Source organism: Plasticicumulans lactativorans, from assembly GCF_004341245.1.
In the GTDB taxonomy this organism is placed as follows: Bacteria; Pseudomonadota; Gammaproteobacteria; order Competibacterales; family Competibacteraceae; genus Plasticicumulans_A; species Plasticicumulans_A lactativorans.
Map to the genome: position 1 here is coordinate 1 of NZ_SLWY01000025.1, position 17088 is coordinate 17088.

Annotated in this window: 12 protein-coding genes and 1 pseudogene; 2 read left to right on the plus strand and 11 right to left on the minus strand. The window is 70.7% G+C overall.

Annotated elements, in window-relative coordinates; genetic code table 11:
• Positions 1-170 precede the first annotated feature (170 nt).
• Positions 171-1220: an ATP-NAD kinase family protein gene (locus EV699_RS17740; RefSeq protein ID WP_132545308.1), complete on the minus strand. Its 1050-nt coding sequence runs from the start codon at positions 1218-1220 to the stop codon at positions 171-173.
• Between the two features lie 265 nt (positions 1221-1485).
• On the opposite strand from EV699_RS17740, the gene EV699_RS17745 reads away from it, so the two are divergent.
• A complete protein-coding gene (locus tag EV699_RS17745; RefSeq protein ID WP_132545310.1) occupies positions 1486-3375 on the plus strand; it encodes a sigma-54-dependent Fis family transcriptional regulator in 1890 nt (629 codons plus the stop codon).
• A 19-nt stretch (positions 3376-3394) separates the two neighbouring features.
• On the opposite strand, the gene EV699_RS17750 is transcribed toward EV699_RS17745, so the two are convergent.
• Positions 3395-4849: an MFS transporter gene (locus tag EV699_RS17750; RefSeq protein WP_132545312.1), complete on the minus strand. Its 1455-nt coding sequence runs from the start codon at positions 4847-4849 to the stop codon at positions 3395-3397.
• Positions 4850-4975: 126 nt separating this feature from the next.
• Between EV699_RS17750 and EV699_RS17755 the strand changes: the two genes are divergently transcribed.
• Positions 4976-5884, plus strand: a complete 909-nt coding sequence (locus EV699_RS17755; RefSeq protein ID WP_132545314.1) for a LysR family transcriptional regulator — start codon at positions 4976-4978, stop codon at positions 5882-5884.
• Positions 5885-5932: 48 nt separating this feature from the next.
• Here the strand turns inward: EV699_RS17755 and EV699_RS17760 are convergent, their stop codons facing one another.
• From EV699_RS17760 to EV699_RS17800, 9 genes and pseudogenes are all read right to left on the minus strand, one after another.
• Complete coding sequence (locus EV699_RS17760; protein WP_132545316.1) at positions 5933-6175, minus strand: DUF6868 family protein; 243 nt, start codon at positions 6173-6175, stop codon at positions 5933-5935.
• Between the two features lie 59 nt (positions 6176-6234).
• Positions 6235-7200 (minus strand): DMT family transporter, encoded by a 966-nt coding sequence (locus EV699_RS17765; RefSeq protein ID WP_132545318.1) that lies wholly within the window; start codon positions 7198-7200, stop codon positions 6235-6237.
• Between the two features lie 232 nt (positions 7201-7432).
• Positions 7433-7801: a helix-turn-helix domain-containing protein gene (locus EV699_RS17770; protein WP_132545320.1), complete on the minus strand. Its 369-nt coding sequence runs from the start codon at positions 7799-7801 to the stop codon at positions 7433-7435.
• A gap of 1 nt (position 7802) precedes the next feature.
• Complete coding sequence (locus EV699_RS17775) at positions 7803-8108, minus strand: cupin domain-containing protein (protein ID WP_132545322.1); 306 nt, start codon at positions 8106-8108, stop codon at positions 7803-7805.
• A 285-nt stretch (positions 8109-8393) separates the two neighbouring features.
• Positions 8394-9612, minus strand: a pseudogene (hmpA, locus tag EV699_RS17780) (NO-inducible flavohemoprotein).
• A 304-nt stretch (positions 9613-9916) separates the two neighbouring features.
• Complete coding sequence (locus tag EV699_RS17785) at positions 9917-13054, minus strand: type I restriction endonuclease subunit R (RefSeq protein ID WP_132545324.1); 3138 nt, start codon at positions 13052-13054, stop codon at positions 9917-9919.
• On the minus strand, positions 13051-14055 hold the full coding sequence (locus EV699_RS17790; protein ID WP_132545326.1) for a virulence RhuM family protein/type II toxin-antitoxin system death-on-curing family toxin: 1005 nt from the start codon (positions 14053-14055) through the stop codon (positions 13051-13053). The genes EV699_RS17785 and EV699_RS17790 overlap by 4 nt, the downstream gene beginning before the upstream one ends.
• Positions 14052-15383, minus strand: a complete 1332-nt coding sequence (locus EV699_RS17795; protein ID WP_132545328.1) for a restriction endonuclease subunit S — start codon at positions 15381-15383, stop codon at positions 14052-14054. The genes EV699_RS17790 and EV699_RS17795 overlap by 4 nt, the downstream gene beginning before the upstream one ends.
• Entirely contained in the window at positions 15373-17058 is a 1686-nt protein-coding gene (locus tag EV699_RS17800) for a class I SAM-dependent DNA methyltransferase (protein WP_132545330.1), read from the minus strand. The genes EV699_RS17795 and EV699_RS17800 overlap by 11 nt, the downstream gene beginning before the upstream one ends.
• Positions 17059-17088: the final 30 nt, after the last annotated feature.

A 17088-nucleotide genomic window follows, 5' to 3' on the forward strand; every position in this document is an offset into this window, starting at 1 on the left:
CCACTCGGGTTTCTTCAGCCGCGTGGCCGCGGTGGTCGGCTCGATCTTGACCGGGATGCGCGCGACCTTGTCGGCTCCGCGCAGTTTCTCGCCGGGGGTCGCGCGCGGCGGCGCGGCGGCGGTCGGGGTTTCGCTCATCGGGGGCTCCTCGGGTGGTGGTGGCGTCGGCCTCAGGCGGGCGCGATCGTCGGGGCGGGTTGGCGCAGCAGGCCGCGCGCGGCGGCGAGGCGCAGCGTGGCCGGCACGTCGACGGTCAGCGGGCCGTGCGGCGCGAGCCACACCCGCGGGCGGTCGCCGGGGCCGAATTCGATCTCGCGCTCGCCGTCGAGCGCGAGCGTGCCGGCCGGCAGCGAAACCGCCACCGCCTCTCCGGGCAGCAGCCGTGCATGGCCGGCGACCGGCAGTTGCGCCAGCAGCCCCGGCGCGATCGGCGCGGTCAGCGTGAACGCCGGGCGCGCGGCGTCGAGGCGCACGTGCAGGCCGTGGGGGTCGCTGCGCCCGACCGGTTCGAGCAGGCCGGCGATCGACGACAGGCCGATCGCGTCGGCCTCGGCGAAGGCGACGAACACCTCGGCGAGGCTGTCGGCCTGCCACAGCGCGCGCGCGCCGACGTAGCGGCCCGGCGACACCGCGACGTCGACCAGCGCGAGTTCGCGCCGCGTGCCGCTCTGCACCACGAGCTGCTTGTTGCGCCGGCAGGCTTCGGCGACGCCGAGGCGCCCGCTCGCCAGCAGGCCGGTGGCGAGCCCCACCAGCGTGGCCTCGCGCAGCTCGGGAAAGGTGTTGTTGGTGCCGGTCGACAGCGTCGCCAGCGGCGTGTCGCCGGCGCTGCCGGCGACGATGCGGTGGGTGCCGTCGCCGCCGAGCACCACGATCGCCGCCACGCCGGCCTCGACCATCGCCCGCGTCGCGCGTTCGCTGTCGACCGCGGTCTGCTCGATCGGCATGTCGAGGAAGGTGAGCACCGGCAGCGCGGCGCCGGCCTGCACCGCGCCCTGCGTCGCCCGCAGCACGCCGGCGGCGATGCCGCCGAGGTCGGGCGGCAGCAGCACGCGCGCCACGCCGAGCGCGGCCAGCGCACTCGCCACGCGCAGCACCATGTTGACCTTCTCGGCCGTCTGGAACACCGAGGCGCGCGCCACCAGCCGGCGGATGTCACGCCCCGAGGCGGGGTTGGCGATGATGCCGACGCTGGGACCGGGCGGGATGCTGCTGGACATGGCGGATCTCCGGGCGGGGACTGCGACAGCCCCATCAAGAGCGGTGCCAGCGTGACGAAAACGCTTGCCGGGCAAGACCTTGGACTATCCTGTGAGAACTCGTCGCGATGCCCGTCGCAGCTTGCCGCGAGACATCTGTCTCAGCGTGCGGGACGGGTGAGACATTGCTGCGGCGCGTCTTGCCGCCCGCGGGAGCGTCCTGCATAAGCGGCTGCAGCAGCGTCGCGACAGACGGCGCCGGTCCACCACCGAGGAGGCCCCTGCCATGCTGTGTAAAGACGTCGCATCGCATATCGACGAGGTTCACCGCCTGGTGCGCGGCGGCGGGGGCGATCCGCGTCTGATCCGCTCGTGGCAGCGTTCGCTCGAAGCCTACCGGCTCGATCCGGCGCGCATCCACCACCCGCGCATCCTCACCGGCGGGTCGCTGCGCGAGCACCAGGAGTCGATCGAGGCCTTCACCCGCATCGCCCACCACGGCCTGACGCAGCTGCACGCGCAGGTGCGCGACGCCGGCTACGTGGTGCTGCTCACCGATGCCGCCGGCGTCACCGTCGACTTCATTGGCAACCCGCGGCTGGAGCGCGAGCTGAAGGACGCCGGGCTCTACCTCGGCGCGTGCTGGTCGGAGCGCGAGGAGGGCACCTGTGGCGTCGGCACCTGCATCGAGGACGGCCAGCCGATCACCGTGCACCGTGGCGAGCACTTCCGCGCGCCGAACATCTCGCTGAGCTGCTCGGCGGCGCCGGTCCACGACGAGCAGGGCCGCGTGCTCGCGGTGCTCGACGCCTCGGCGCTGTACTCGCCGCCCGACAAGGGCAGCCAGTGGCTGGTCTACCAGTTGGTGACGCGTGCCGCGCGGATGATCGGCGACGCGCACTTCCTGCACACCCACGCCGGGCACTGGCTGCTGCGCCTGGCACGGGCGCGCGAGTTCCTCGACGTGCAGGCCGAGTACCTGATCGCCTTCGACGGCGACGGGCGCGTGCTCGGCACCAACCACGCCGCGCGCCACGATCTGTTCAGCGGTCGTGACCCCGCCGGGCTGAGCTGCGAGCGGCTGTTCGACGCCCGCCTCGAAGACCTCGCCCGCCACGCCCATGCCAGCGAGTGCCCGCTGCCGGTGTTCCGCCGCGGCGTACCCGAGCACCTGTTCGGCCGCCTGCTGGCGCCGCGCGCCCACACCGTGCACGTGCCGCCGCCGGCGCGCCGGCCGCCGCCGTCGCCGCTCGTCTGCTGGGCCGGCGATGACGCCGGCGCGCAGCAGTCGGCCGAGCGCGCGCTGCGGCTGCTGGCGCGGCGCGTGCCGGTGCTGCTGCAGGGCGAGACCGGCGTCGGCAAGGAGCGCTTCGCCCAGGCGATGCACCGCGCCGGGCCGCGCGCCGCCAAGCCCTTCGTCGCACTCAACTGCGCGGCGATCCCCGAGTCGCTGATCGAGAGCGAGCTGTTCGGCTACCGCGAGGGCGCCTTCACCGGCGCCCGCGCCAAGGGCATGCGGGGGCGCATCGTGCAGGCCGACGGCGGCACGCTGTTCCTCGACGAGATCGGCGACATGCCGCTCGACCTGCAGTCGCGCCTGCTGCGCGTGCTCGCCGAGTGGGAGGTGCTGCCGCTCGGCGCCGAGACGCCGATACGCGTCGACCTGCAGCTGATCTGCGCGAGCCACCGCGACCTGCGCGAGCTGGTCGCCGCCGGGCACTTCCGCGAGGACCTCTACTACCGCCTGGCCGGCGCGGTGCTGAAGCTGCCGCCGCTGCGCGAGCGCAGCGACCTCGACCGCCTGATCGGCGCGATCCTCGCCGAGGTCGCCGGCGACGAGACGCCGCCGCCGCTGCGCCCCGACGCCCTCGCCGCGCTGCGCGCGCACCGCTGGCCCGGCAACCTGCGCGAGCTGCACAACGCGCTGCGCTATGCGCTCGCGGTGTGCGACGGCCACGCGATCACCCGCGCCGACCTGCCCGAGGAGATCGCCGCCGCCAACCCCGCGCCGCCGCCGCGCGCCGACAGCGAGCGCGAGCGCATCGAGACCGTGCTGCACCGCAACGGCTGGTGCATGGTCAGCGGCGCCCGCGAACTCGGCATCGCCCGCGCCACGCTGTACCGGCGCATGGCCAAGCTCGGCATCGTCCCGCCGAACCGGCGCGCGGCCGGCTGAGGCGCCCGCGCCGCCGGGGCTACTCGACGCCACAGCCGTCCTCCTGCAGGCGATCGGGTGCCGCGGCGCGTCGCCGGCTCGCCGAGGCGATCGCGAGCGCGGCGATGATCAGCAGCGCGGCGACCGCGAAGGTGAACCGCAGGCCGGCCGCCAGGGCCTCCGGGCGCGCGCCCGCGAGTTCGGTCGTCGCCGCGCCGAGCGCGAACACCGCGCCCATCAGCGAGGCGCCGGTGATCAGCCCGAGGTTGCGCGACAGGTTGAGCAGCCCGGAGACGACGCCGCGCTGCTCCGCGCGGACCTTGGTCATCACGGCGGTGTTGTTGGCCGCCTGGAACAGCGCGTAGCCGGCGGTGACGACGACGAGCGGGGCGACGTAACCCGGGACGCCGAAGCCCGTCGGCAGCAGCGGCAGGAGCGCGCAGCCGGCCAGCATGCCGGCGAGCCCGGCGATGCCCATGCGCCGCGCACCGAAGCGGTCGACGAGGCGGCCGGCGGGCACGCCCGCCAGCGCGGAGACCAGCGGCCCGCAGGACATCACCAGCCCGACCCGGGCCGCGTCGAGCGCGAGCGCGCCGGCGAGGTAGAACGGGCCGACCACCAGCGTCGCCATCACCACGGTCGTGACCAGCGCGCTCATCGCGAAGCCCGCGCCGAGCCGCGGGTCGCGGAACAGCGCCAGGCGGACCAGCGGCGACGCGGCTTTCGCCTCGGCGCGCACGAACAGGCCGGCGCCGACCGCGGCCGCGAGCAGCAGCGCCGCGTTGAGCGGCCCGAAGCGGCCGCGCCCGATCGTCATCGCCAGGGCGTAGGCGGCGAGCGTCAGCGCGAGCAGCAGCGTACCGGCGTAGTCGAAGCCCGCCCGCTCCACGCCGCGGCGATCGACGGGCAGGCAGCGCTGCGCGAGCAGCAGCGCCACGAGGCCCAGCGGCACCTCGGCCAGGAACAGGGCCGGCCAGCCGAAGCCGGCGATCAGCACGCCGCCGAGCGAGGGGCCGAGCGCGGTGCCGACGGCGGACATCGTGCCGAGCAGCCCCATCGCGCGGCCGGTCGTCGCCTGCGGCACCGTCTCGCCGACGAAGGCCAGCGCGAGCGCCATCATGACGGCCGCACCCAGGCCCTGCGCCGCCCGCGCGGCGATCAGCAGCCCGAGCGTGGGCGCGGCGGCGCACAGCGCCGAGGCCGCCGTGAACAGGGCGATCCCGCCGAGCAGCAGCCGCCGGCGACCGATCAGGTCGCCGAGCCGCCCGACGCTGACGACCAGCGTGGTGGTGGCGAGCAGGTAGGCGAGGACGACCCACTGCACCTGCTGGAACGAGGCGCCGAAGGCCTGCGCCAGCGTCGGCAGGCCGACGTTGGCGATGCTGACGCCGAGCGAGGACAGCAGCACCGACAGCGACAGACCCGCCAGCGCCCAGCGCACCGAAGCCGGCCATGCCGCTGCTCCGGCTGTTTCGACTGTGCTTGGTTTCGACATGATATTTCCGACTCCCACGAGGTGATGGCCGGAACCCTAATCCGCGGCCTGACATGGCGGAAGGCGCAGCGTTTGCACTTTATCCATGCGTTTGACGCCATGTCAGGGCTTTGCCATGGTGGGGGCATGTCGAAGCCCGATCTCAACCTGCTCGTCACCCTTGATGTGCTGCTCGCCGAAGGCAACGTCGCGCGCGCGGCGCAGCGGCTGCGGCTGAGCCCGTCGGCGATGAGCCGGGCGCTCGCGCGCCTGCGCGACACCACCGGTGACCCGCTGCTGGTGCGTGCCGGCCGCGGCCTCGTGCCGACGCCGCGGGCGCTCGAACTGCGCGAAAAGGTCGCCCGGCTCGTGCAGGACGCCGAAGCGCTGCTGCGCCCCGCCGGGCAGCCCGACCTGCAGCGGCTGCTGCGGACGTTCACGCTGCGCAGCAGCGAGGGCTTCGTGGAGAACTTCGGGCCCGACCTGATCGCGCGGGTCGGCCGGGAGGCGCCCGGCGTGCGGCTCTGCTTCGTGCCGAAGCCCGGCAAGGACAGCACGCCGCTGCGCGACGGCAGCGTCGACCTGGAAACCGGCGTGATCGACACGGCGACGGGGCCGGAGCTGCGCACACAGGGGCTGTTCCGCGACCGCTTCATCGGGGTCGTGCGCGCCGGCCACCCGCTGAGCGAGGGCGGGATCACCGCCGCGCGCTACGCGGCCGGGCAGCACGTCGTCGTCTCGCGGCGGGGGCTGGCGCGCACGGCGATCGACGACGCGCTGGACGCGCTCGGGCTCGAACGCCGGGTCGTGACGATCGTCGGCGGCTTTGCGGTGGCGCTCGCGCTCGCACGCGCCTCCGACCTGATCGCCAGCGTCCCCGAACGCCACACCGGCCGGCTGCGCGCCGGCATGCACGGCTTCGCGCTGCCGGTCGCCGTGCCGGGCCTCACGGTGTCGATGCTCTGGCACCCGCGGCTGGATGCCGACCCGGCGCACCGCTGGCTGCGCGGCTGCGTCCGCGACGTCTGCGCCGAGCATCCGGCCGACCCGCCGTAGCGCCGGCCGCGCCCGTGCGTGCCGCCGCCCGCCGGGGCCGGGCGGGCGCTAGCCGACGATGCGCAGCGCGAGGTAGGGCACGAGGTTGAACAGGATCACGCCGAGCTTGTAGACCGCCATCGCCAGGTAATGGATGGCATCGAACTGCTCCGGCGGGAGCCGGAACCAGCGTCCGTGCAGCCGGTACAGCCCGTCGTGGGCGAAACGGAACACCAGGAACCACCACAGCAGCACGCCGTAGTTGATCACGGCACACCAGAGCAGGAACTCCCGCACGGTTTCGAGGCTCATCGCTCCTCCTCATCCCGGCCGAGCGCCGCGGCCGATGCGTGCACGGCACGGCGCCGTGCTCAGTGGGCTTCCGCCGGCATGCCGGTGTCCTTCTGCGGCGCGCTGCGCACCGCCCACAGCACCCCGGCGACCAGCAGTCCGGCGCCGGCGAAGGTCAGCGGCGCCGGCCACTCGCCGCGCAGCAGGAAGGCGTAGGCCAGTGCGGCGAGCGTCTCGAACACGATCAACTGCCCCGCCAGCGCGGTCGGCAGGCGCTGGCTCGCCGCGTTCCAGCACAGCGTGCCGAGCCACGAGGCGAACAGCCCGATCGCCGCCATCAGGCCGACGAAGGCGAGGGGGCGGGGGCCGAGGGGCATCGGCAGCGTCGAGCCTCGCGCCGCGAGCCAGGCCCACAGCGCGGCGTAGCCGGCCAGCGCCAGCGGCAGCGTCGCCAGCCCCTGCGCGGTGGCCCAGGCGCGCGGGTTGCGCCCGGGGTGGTCGCGCAGCCAGTCGGCGTTGCGCAGCGGGTACCAGGTCCAGCAGGCGACGGCGCCGAGCGCGAGCAGCGCCCCGCTGGCGTAGCGCGCGGGGTCGACGTCGGCACCGAGCGCCGCCAGCTCGACGCGGTTGACGCAGGCGATGCCGGCACCGATCGCCAGCAGCGACGGCAGCAGCCGCGTCCACGGCAGGCGCCCGTCGCGGCGGTGATCGCGCAGGTTGGCGCTGATCGCGATGACCACCGGCAGCGTGCCGATGATCATCGTCGGCAGCGGCGCGCCGGCGCGCTGGATGGCGCTGGCCAGGCACAGGTAGTAGAGCAGGTTGCCGACCGTCGCGAGCTTCAGCGCCTCGATCCAGTCGACACGGGTGAGCCGCGCGAGTTCGGCGCGGTCGAACCAGCCGAGCGGCAGTGCGATCAGGCCGAAGGCCAGGTAGCGGCCGACCGTGTGCAGCGCCGGCGGGTATTCCGGCAGCAGCAGCGGCCCCACGAACACCAGCCCCCACATCAGCCCTGCCGCCAGCGCGAATGCCACTCCCGCCCACATGGCCCGTCCTCCGGTATGCAGCGGTGCGCCGGCGTAGCGCACGATGTGGGTGCGATAGCGCTCGACGCCGGCCGGCGGAGCGCGGCGTGGTCGGCCGGATCGTCGAAGCGCTCAGGAGCGCCCTGCATCGTCGCTCATCCGCCGCTTTTCGAGGACCGGAGCACCACGGCAGCAGGTCGAAGGTGCCCGGCTGATCCTCTGGTTGCCCGGCCGAATACACGCACTGTCGCACCTACAGCAGATCGTCCGCGGTGACCCCGAGCGCATCGGCTAGCGCGCGCAGGGTCGCGGCACCGAAACGGCGCTTGCCGGTCTCGATCTGCGACAGGAACGGCTTGGAGATGCCGACGCGCTCGATCAGGGCGTCCTGCGTCAGTCCGCGGTACTCGCGCCATGCCTTGACCGGATGCGTGCCGGCGGCGATCGCGAACGCCACCGCCCCGGGAATGCGGACACCGTCGTCGGCCGCCTTGGCGTCCCGGTAGAGGGCCGCGTCGTCGAGTTCCTCCGCGAGGGCCGATAGCTGGTCCCACAGATCGATGGGCACTACCGCGAAGGCGCGGCGCCCGTCGGCTTCGATGAACTGCACCCGGTTGTTCATGCTACTCCAGCAGGGGCGTCGCCTTCTGCGACGAGACGAAGATCACCGCGTCGGACAGCGCGAGCACGTCGTGCTCGGTGAACAGGTAGTCGCCCGGCGCCAGCTCGACGCCGGCGATCCGCACGCTGCCGGCGAGCACCACGACCTCCTCGCTGCCGTGGTGGGCATGGCGGGGAAAGCGCGCACCGCGGCCGAGGCGCACCACCGACGAACGCCTGCCCTGCTCGTTGTTGCGGAACAGTGCCCGTTCGATGCCGGCATGCGGGGTGGCGGCCCATTCACGATCCGCTGACTTGTTGACGAGCATCGGTACCTCCGCGGAAACGGCCTGCAGCGTGGGTAAGGCGCGGCGGCGCGGGCGCTGGCCGCGGTCCAACGGAGCGGGTGCGCCGCTGAGGCTAGCAGACGCCCGCCTCACGCGGCGGCCCATGCCGCCGACAGCAGCGCCGCCGAAACGCCCGTCTTCGCCGGTCGAGGCGCGGCGGCGGCCTCTTTCGCCCGCTCGATGCGAATGCCCGTGGTGGGCGCCCGGGTCGTATCGGGTGTGCCTGCCTGAGCGGAGCGAGGCGGTGGCGGGCGGCGCGCCTTCGGCCTAGTCCGCGTCGAACAGATCCGGGCCGAACACCTCGTAGTGGATGCGTGACTCCTTGACGCCGAGTTCGAGGAGGGCGTCATGCTGCAGGCGCATGAAGGGGATCGGGCCGCAGATGTAGTAGTCCGCGTCCGGCAGCAGAACCGCGTCGGCGATCCGCTGCAGGTCCACCAAGCCCACGTGGTCGTAGTCTTCGCCCGCGATGTCGCTGGCCAGGGGGGCGTCGTAGAAAACGACGCTCGTCAGCCGCGGGTGGGTCGCCGTGGCGTGCTGGAGGTAGTCCTTCATCGCATGCACGCCGCCGTGGCGGGCGCCGTGTACGAACACGATCTCGCGCTGCCGATCCGGGAGCACGGTGTTGAGCATGCTCACCAGAGGCGTGAGGCCCACGCCGCCGCTGATCAGTACCACCGGTGTCGTGGCATTCACGTCGATGTAGAAGTCGCCGAACGGGGGGCGGACCTTGATCACGTCCCCCACCTTCACCGTGTCGTGGAGCAGGGTGGACACATAGCCGTCCGTCTCGGGGCTGCCGCCGCTCTCCCGTTTCACCGAGATTCGGTAACTCGACCCGTTGGGGGCGTCCGACAGGCTGTATTGACGGATCTGGCGCAGGTTGAGCCGGGGTACGTCCACGGCGACGCTGATGTACTGGCCGGGCTTGAAGGCCGCCACCGGCTGGCCGTCCAGCGGATGGAGGACGAAGGAGGTGACGATCTCGCTCTCCGGCTGCCTGTCCCGCACCACGAAGTCGCGCCAGCCGTCCCACCCGCCTTCCTCCGCGAGTACCTCGCGGTACAGTTCGGCTTCCATCCCGATGAGGGTATTGGCCAGTTCGCCGTAGGCTTCGGCCCAGGCCCCGATGATGCCGTCGGTGGCCGCGTCGCCCAGCACGTCCTTAGATCGCCGCGAGCAGATGTTCGCCGACGACGGGGTATTGCTCTGGCCGGACGCCGAGGCTGCCGTGCTTGTGGGCGATGCGCTTCAGGACCGCCGCCAGAGTCGTCGGCTCGTCGATGTTGCTCGCATAGGCATAGACGGCCCGGGCCAGTGCCTGCTGCTGCTCGCCCCGCTCCTGGTGCCCCATGTTGAAGACGTTCCTGAGTTCGGGATGAGCCTCGAACATCCGCCCGTAGAAGCGCCTGATGATCGCATAGCCATGTTCGGCCAGGACCGGCGCGGTCGCCTTGACGATTTCCCGGGTCTGTTGTGTCAGCACGACATGTTCTCCTTGCATGGGTACAGCGAGGGAAAGTCGATGAGCCCCGGTGCCCGGAACCCACGCCGCGCATCGAAATCCCTCCACCTTCGATGAGGTGGAGACGATGCCCTCGACTCGGATCTCACCCAATGTAAGGGTTCACCCGCTCCGGCGGGATTGACCGCAAGGAGTAGCAGGCCGCCATCCGACGCGGCCCTGGAGCCGCGCACGCAGCAGAGCGCGTGCGGCCCCATCCTTTCGCGCGCATTCAACAGCTCCACGGAATGATTCGGTTGCAATCAGAGGGTTTGGGTGCCCCGCCTCACGCGGCGGCCCATGCCGCCGACAGCAGTGCGGCCTGTTCCAGCACCGTCTGCGTCGCGCGTTCCTGCTTGTCGGGCGGGTAGCCGTACTTGCGCAGGATGCGCTTCACCAGCACCCGCAACTGGGCGCGCACGTTCTCGCGCAGCGTCCAGTCGATCGTGACGTTGGCGCGCACGGTCCTGACCAGTTCCTGCGCAATGGTGCGCAGCGTCGCGTCGCCGAGCACCTTCACGGCGCTGTCGCTGGTCTCCAGCGCGTCGTAGAAGGCCAGTTCGTCTTCGGACAGGCCGAGCTGCCCGCCGCGGGCGTGGGCCTCGCGCATCTCCTTCGCGAGCGCGATCAGCTCCTCGATCACCTGCGCCGCCTCGATGGCGCGGTTCTGGTAGCGACGGATCGTCTGCTCCAGCATCTCGGCGAACGAACGCGCCTGGACGACGTTCCTGCGCCGGCGCGTGGCCAGCTCGCCGGTCAGCAGCTTCTGCAGCAGTTCCACCGCCAGGTTGCGCTGCGGCATCCCGCGCACCTCGGCCAGGAATTCCTCGGAAAGGATCGAGATGTCGGGCTTCGCCAGTCCTGCCGCCGCGAAGATGTCGATCACGCCCTCGGGCGCCACCGCCCGCGCGATGATCTGCCGCACCGCGTGGTCGATCTCCTCCTCGGGGCGGGCGTCGCCGGGCGCGCGCTTGGCGAGCACCGCCTGCACGGCCTGGAAGAAGGCCACGTCGTCGCGGATGCGCAGCGCCTCGTCGTGCGGTACGGCCAGCGCGAAGGCGCGGGTCAGCTCGCGTACCGCGCGGATGCAGCGGTCCTTGCCGCTCTCCTGCGCCAGGATGTGCTCCTGCGCGGCCGGCAGCAGGCCCAGTCGCTCCGGCGGCGTGCCGGTCGTCCACTTGCCCCAGTCGAAGCCGTGGAAGAGGCTGGTGCACACCTCGTACTTCTCCAGCATCACGGCGACCGCCTCGTCCTGGTCCAGCGCCGTCCGCCCGGTGCCGCCGCTCTCGGTGTAGGTGGCCAGTGCCTGCTTCAGCTCCTGGGCGAGCCCCAGGTAGTCCACCACCAGCCCGCCCGGCTTGTCCTTGAACACCCGGTTGACCCGCGCGATCGCCTGCATCAGCCCGTGCCCACGCATCGGCTTGTCGACGTACATCGTGGCGAGGCTGGGGGCATCGAAGCCGGTGAGCCACATGTCGCGCACGATCACGAGCCTGAACGGGTCCTTCGGATCGCGGAAGCGCTGGGCCAGCGCCTCGCGCCGGGGCTTGTTGCGGATGTGCGGCTGCCAGTCGGCGGGGTCGGAGGCCGAGCCGGTCATCACCACCTTGAGCATGCCGCGCTCGTCGTCGGCGCCGTCCCAGTCAGGCCGCAGCCGCACGATCTCGCGGTACAGATCCACGCAGATGCGCCGGCTCATGCAGACGACCATCGCCTTGCCGTCCATCGCCTCCAGCCGCTGTTCGAAGTGCTCGACGATGTCGCGCGCGACGAGCGCGAGGCGCTTGTCGGCACCGACCACGGCTTCGAGCTGTGCCCACCGGGTCTTGAGCTTCTCCTTGCGCTCGATTTCCTCGCCCTCGGTCGCTTCCTCGAAGTCGGGGTCGATCCTCGGGCGCTCGGCGTCGAGGAGCGCCAGCCTGGCCAGCCGGCTCTCGTAGTAGATCGGCACCGTGGCGCCGTCCTGCACCGCGCGCTGGATGTCATAGACGCTGATGTAGTCGCCGAACACCGCGCGCGTGCTGGCGTCCTGCAGCTCGATCGGCGTGCCGGTGAAGCCGATGAACGAGGCGTGCGGCAGCGCATCGCGCATGTGTCGCGCGTAGCCGTCGATGAAGTCGTACTGGCTGCGGTGTGCCTCGTCGGCGATCACCACGATGTTGCGGCGGTCGGAGAGCGTCGGGTGCCGGTCGCCCTTCTCCTCGGGGAAGAACTTGTGGATGGTGGTGAACACCACCCCGCCGGCTTCGACGGACAACAGTTCGCGCAGGTGCGCGCGGCTTTCGGCCTGCACCGGTGGCTGGCGCAGCAGCTCCCGGCAGCGCGAGAAGGTGTCGAAGAGCTGGTCGTCGAGGTCGTTGCGGTCGGTGAGCACGACGACGGTCGGGTTCTCCATCGCCGGCTCGCGGATGATGCGGCCGGCGTAGAACGCCATCGTCAGGCTCTTGCCCGAGCCCTGCGTGTGCCACACCACGCCCACGCGCCGGTCGCCCGGCTGGCCCCCCGGTTTGCGGCCCGCCTCGTAGCGGCCCTCGGCCTCGGAGGCACGACCGGCGCGGGCCAACTCCGCGGCGCGCAACGTCTCGCCCACCGCCACCTGCACCGCGTGGAACTGGTGGTAGCCGGCCATCTTCTTGACGATGCGGCCGCCGTCGTCCTCGAACACGATGAAGTCGCGCAGCAGGTCGAGAAAGCGCCGCGGCGCGCACAGGCCCTCGATCACCACCTGCAACTCAGGGAAGTGCGCGCCGGCCAGCGCGTCGCCGGCGATGGTGCGCCAGGGCTTGAACCACTCGCGCCCGGCGCCGAGCGTACCCACGCGCGCTTCCACCCCGTCGGAGACCGCGAGCAGCGTGTTCGGCGCGAACAGCGTCGGCACCTCGGCCTGGTAGGTCTGCAGTTGCTGGAAGGCGCTCCAGATCGTCGCGTTCTCGGCGGCGGCGTTCTTGAGTTCCACCACCGCCAGTGGCAGGCCGTTCACGCACAGCACCACGTCCGGCCGCCGCGCGTGCTTATTCTCGACGACGCTGAACTGGTTCACCGCCAGCCAGTCGTTGTTCGCCGGCTTGTCGAAGTCGATCGCCCGCGCCTGCGCGCCGCGGATGCTGCCGTCGGCGTCGCGGTATTCGACCGTCACGCCATCCACCAGCAGGCGGTGCAGCGCGCGGTTGCGCACGATCAGCTCCGCGCCTTCGGGCCGCGTCAGCTTGCGGAAGGCGTCTTCCAGCGCATCGACGGGCAGCGCCGGGTTCAGCCGAGCGAGCGCATCGCGCAGGCGCAGCGCCAGGACCACCTGCCCGTAGTCGTCGCGCTCGGCGGCCGGCTCGCCCGGGGCGATCTCGGTGCCGTTGCGCACCTGCCAGCCGACGCTTTCGAGCCACGCCAGCGCGGCCTGCTCGACGACGGATTCGCTGAATCCGCTCACGCTGCCGGCTCCGCGAGCATGTTCATCACCAGCCGGATCATCACCTCCTTGTCCTTCGGCGCCGACTCGGCAACCAGCAGCGCGAGCGCGGCCAGGCCGACGTCGTTGATCACGGCCTCGCCGTTGCGGATCAACCGCCCGTTGCGGTTCAGGAACTCGACGAACAGGAACGAGCCGATGCGCTTGTTGCCGTCGGCGAACGGGTGGTTCTTGATGACGAAGTACAGCAGGTGGGCGGCCTTCGATTCGACCGTCGGGTACGCCGGTTCGCCGAACACGCTCTGGTCGAGGTTGCCCAGCAAGGCGGCCAGCCCCTCCTCGCGCTCACGGCCGAACAGGTCGGTCGCCTCGCCACGCGCCAGCAGGTCGCGCTTGAGCCGCCCGATGGCAAGGCGTGCTTCAGCGGCCGGTGGCAGCACGCCGCCCGCGATGCCCTTCGGCTCGACCAGCAAGCCTTCGTCGTAGCGCTGCAGGAGCAGAAAGGTCTGCGTGTAGCGGGCGATGACATCGACCAGCCCGCGGCCCTGATCGGTGGTCAGCGCCTCGGTCGCGGACGCCTTGCGCACCAGGGCCAGCGCAGCCTCCAGCTCGCGCGCGTTGTGCTCGAAGCGCTGCTGGTTGATCGTGTAGCCGTGCACCAGGTGCTCGCGCAGCGTGCGGGTGGCCCATTGGCGGAAGCGAACGCCGCGGCGCGAGTTGACCCGGTAGCCCACCGAGATGATGGCGTCCAGGTTGTAGTGCTTGAGCCGGCGCTGCACCTGGCGCTTGCCTTCCGTGCGAACGGCTAAGAAATCCTTAGCAGTTGCCGGCTCCGCCAGCTCGGCGTCGGCATAGATGTTCTTCAGGTGCATCAGCACGTTCTCGGGCGTGGTCTCGAACAGCTCCGCCATCTGCCGCTGCGTCAGCCAGACCGTGTCGCGGTCGAGCCTGACCTCCACCCGCACGCCGCCGTCAGGCGCCTCGTAGACGAGGACTTCGCCGCCGGGGGCCTGCGTCGTCATACGGCCCTCGCGACGAACTTCTCGGCGTCGTTCACCCGAATTTCGCCGGAGATGAGCTTGGGCAGCATTGCGTCGCGCAGCGCGGCAAGGTTGCGCGACTCTTGTTTGGCCGCGACGATGCGTTCGTACCATGGCTGGCAGTGCTCGTTAAAGGCGGCTACCGGCCTGGCCTTAGGAACAACTACTCGGAATCGGTCGATGTCACCCTTGCCCAGGTGAATCACCGTCGTCGCTGTCTCTGTTGCTTCAACCTGTGCCAACGGCTCCATGATGCTGTTCCGTACAAACGCAGCGGACGCGCCACCCTTGGGAACGAACACACACACCCGTTGATTCAGCCAGGCCTCGGCACCGCCCCACAAGTACGCGCGGAACTCACCATCCATGCCAACAACGACGTCGCCAGCGCGGACCTTGTAGCCCTTCGGATGCACCTCGGGGGTCCACACGCCGGGGCTCTCGTTGGTCAAGTCCCGAATTCGAATCAGGGGCTCACCACGTCCCTCGGTGTTGAAATTCGCAGACGCGAAGGGAGCGCCGTAGACGACATCAGCGATCTTGTAGATCGAGCCTACCTCCCACCCCTCCGGAATCTCGCCGAGTTCGGAGTCGACGAGGCGGGCGGGGAAGAGCTCGGCGAGATGCTTGGGGAGGCCGGGGGCGCGGCCCTCCATCTTGGCGCGGACGGGGTCGAAGTCCACGAACCACGACTTGAACAGCGCGTGCGCCATCGCTTCCAGCGTCTCGCTCATCCGCCGGTTCAACTCGATCTTGTCGTCCAGCGTGCCGAGGATGTGGGCGATGGCGCGTTGTTCAGGGAGGGGCGGCAATGGCAGGGGTAACGATCTAAGCACGCTGAGGTTTATCAGCGGCACGGACGAGCCAGTATTGCGTTGCTGCACGTACGCAACCATCTTCTTCGACGAGAACCAGTAGAAGGCGAACAGCGGATCAATCTGCTTTCTATCGAGGCGTGCGCGCAGTTGCTTGTTCGAGATGATGTAGCGTGGAAATCGCGCTGTCTTCGGTATCAGGCCAACTTGACCAAGAGATCCCGCGGCAGTGAAGACAAGGTCATCGGCGATCGCATCGCAGTTGCGAAGCTCGTCGGCCTTCTCCTCTGTGACGAAGACAAAGCCGTCGTCAACGAAGCGCTGCGCGTCAGTAGTAAGGTTGTTTCCTCGGATCACGGGGACCCCTGAGTCCACGAAGAACCGGCTGCCAATATTTGAGCCGAACGGACCTGTGACGACGGCTCGCGAGTTTGGGTCGGCCACTTCGCCAAGAGTCGTCCATCGCCAATCGTCGGGCAATGCGTCACCGTCCATACCCAAGCTCCTTCAGGTTGGCGGCAATCGCAGCATCGAGCTTCGCGGCCTCGACCTGCTCCTCGCGTAGTTGTGCAGCAAGCCGCTGCATCTTCTCCTCGAACGGCTCGCCGTCGTCCTCCTGCGCCTCGGCGCCGACGTAGCGGCCGGGCGTGAGCACGTGGCCGTGCTTGCGCACCTCATCGAGCGGCGCGCTCTTGCAGAAGCCGGGCACGTCGGCGTAGCCGATGCCCTCGCCCCGGCCTTGACCCTCACCCCGGCCCTCTCCCAGAGGGGGAGGGGGAGTAACGGTTTCGCCGCGCCAGGCGTGGTAGGTGTCGGCGATGCGGGCGATGTCCTCGTCGGTCAGTTCGCGGTGCGTGCGGTCGACCATGCGGCCGAGCTTGCGCGCGTCGATGAAGAGCACGTGGCCGCGGCGGTTCGTGCCGCCGTGAGCGTCCAGACCCTCACCCCCGGCCCCTCTCCCAGGGAGAGAGGGGAGTTTTGATTTGTCGCGGCGGAGAAACCACAGGCACGCAGGGATCTGCGTCGAGTAGAAGAGCTGGCCCGGCAGCGCGACCATGCAGTCCACGAGGTCGGCCTCGATGAGCTGCTTCCGAATCTCGCCTTCGCCGGACTGGTTGGACGACATCGAGCCGTTGGCCAGCACGAAGCCGGCCACGCCCGCGGGCGCGAGGTGGTGCACGATGTGCTGCACCCAGGCGAAGTTGGCGTTGCCCGCAGGCGGCGTGCCGTACTGCCAGCGCTTGTCGTCGCGCAGGCGCTCGCCGCCCCAGTCGGAGATGTTGAACGGCGGATTGGCGAGGATGAAGTCGGCCTTCAGATCCGGGTGGCGGTCGTGGTGGAAGGTGTCGCCGTGGGCGATCTGGCCGTCGATGCCGCGGATCGCGAGGTTCATTCGGGCCAGGCGCCAGGTGGTGTAGTTCGACTCCTGCCCGTAGACCGAGATGTCCGCCCTGGCCTTGGCCCTGCCGCCGTTGCCGTTGGCGTGGGCGCGGATGAACTCCACCGACTGCACGAACATCCCCGCGGAGCCGCAGCAGGGGTCGTACACCCGGCCGCGGTAGGGTTCGAGCATCTCGACCAGCAGCTTCACGACGCAGCGCGGCGTGTAGAACTCGCCGCCCTTCTTGCCTTCGGCACTGGCGAACTGCGACAGGAAGTATTCGTAGACGCGGCCGAGCACGTCCCTGGCGCGGCTCGCCTCGTCGCCGATGCGGATGTTGCTGATCAGGTCCAGAGCCAAGCCGAGGCGCGTCTTGTCGAGCGCGGGGCGCGCGTAGTCCTTCGGCAGCACACCCTTGAGCGCCGGGTTGTCGCGCTCGATGCCGGCCATCGCGTCGTCGACGAGCTGGCCGATGGTGCTCTGGCGCGCCTGCGCCTTCAGGTGCGCCCAGCGCGCCTCGGGCGGCACCCAGAAGATGCTCTGCGCGCGGTACTCATCGGGGTCCTCGGGGTCGGCGCCTTCGGCCCGCTCGGCGTCGAGCCGCGCCCGCTGCTCCTCGAAGGCGTCCGAGATGTACTTCAGGAACAGCAGGCCGAGCACGACGTGCTTGTACTCGGCGGCGTCCATGCTGCCGCGCAGGGCATCGGCCATCTGCCAGAGCTGGGCTTCGTAGCCGACGGTGGCGGCGGAGGCGCTGGCCGCCTTCGAGGAGGTTTTTCGCTTGTCCAATTTCTGCCTTATCCGGTCGTTGCGTTTAAG

What these genes read in the sequence shown, in the direction of transcription:
- EV699_RS17750 (WP_132545312.1), bottom strand. Translation starts at nt 4,849, where the DNA reads ATGTCGAAACCAAGCACAGTCGAAACAGCCGGAGCAGCGGCATGGCCG.
- EV699_RS17740 (WP_132545308.1), bottom strand. Translation starts at nt 1,220, where the DNA reads ATGTCCAGCAGCATCCCGCCCGGTCCCAGCGTCGGCATCATCGCCAAC.
- EV699_RS17770 (WP_132545320.1), bottom strand. Translation starts at nt 7,801, where the DNA reads ATGAACAACCGGGTGCAGTTCATCGAAGCCGACGGGCGCCGCGCCTTC.
- EV699_RS17775 (WP_132545322.1), bottom strand. Translation starts at nt 8,108, where the DNA reads ATGCTCGTCAACAAGTCAGCGGATCGTGAATGGGCCGCCACCCCGCAT.
- EV699_RS17765 (WP_132545318.1), bottom strand. Translation starts at nt 7,200, where the DNA reads ATGTGGGCGGGAGTGGCATTCGCGCTGGCGGCAGGGCTGATGTGGGGG.
- EV699_RS17795 (WP_132545328.1), bottom strand. Translation starts at nt 15,383, where the DNA reads ATGGACGGTGACGCATTGCCCGACGATTGGCGATGGACGACTCTTGGC.
- EV699_RS17760 (WP_132545316.1), bottom strand. Translation starts at nt 6,175, where the DNA reads ATGAGCCTCGAAACCGTGCGGGAGTTCCTGCTCTGGTGTGCCGTGATC.
- EV699_RS17790 (WP_132545326.1), bottom strand. Translation starts at nt 14,055, where the DNA reads ATGACGACGCAGGCCCCCGGCGGCGAAGTCCTCGTCTACGAGGCGCCT.
- EV699_RS17755 (WP_132545314.1), top strand. Translation starts at nt 4,976, where the DNA reads ATGTCGAAGCCCGATCTCAACCTGCTCGTCACCCTTGATGTGCTGCTC.
- EV699_RS17745 (WP_132545310.1), top strand. Translation starts at nt 1,486, where the DNA reads ATGCTGTGTAAAGACGTCGCATCGCATATCGACGAGGTTCACCGCCTG.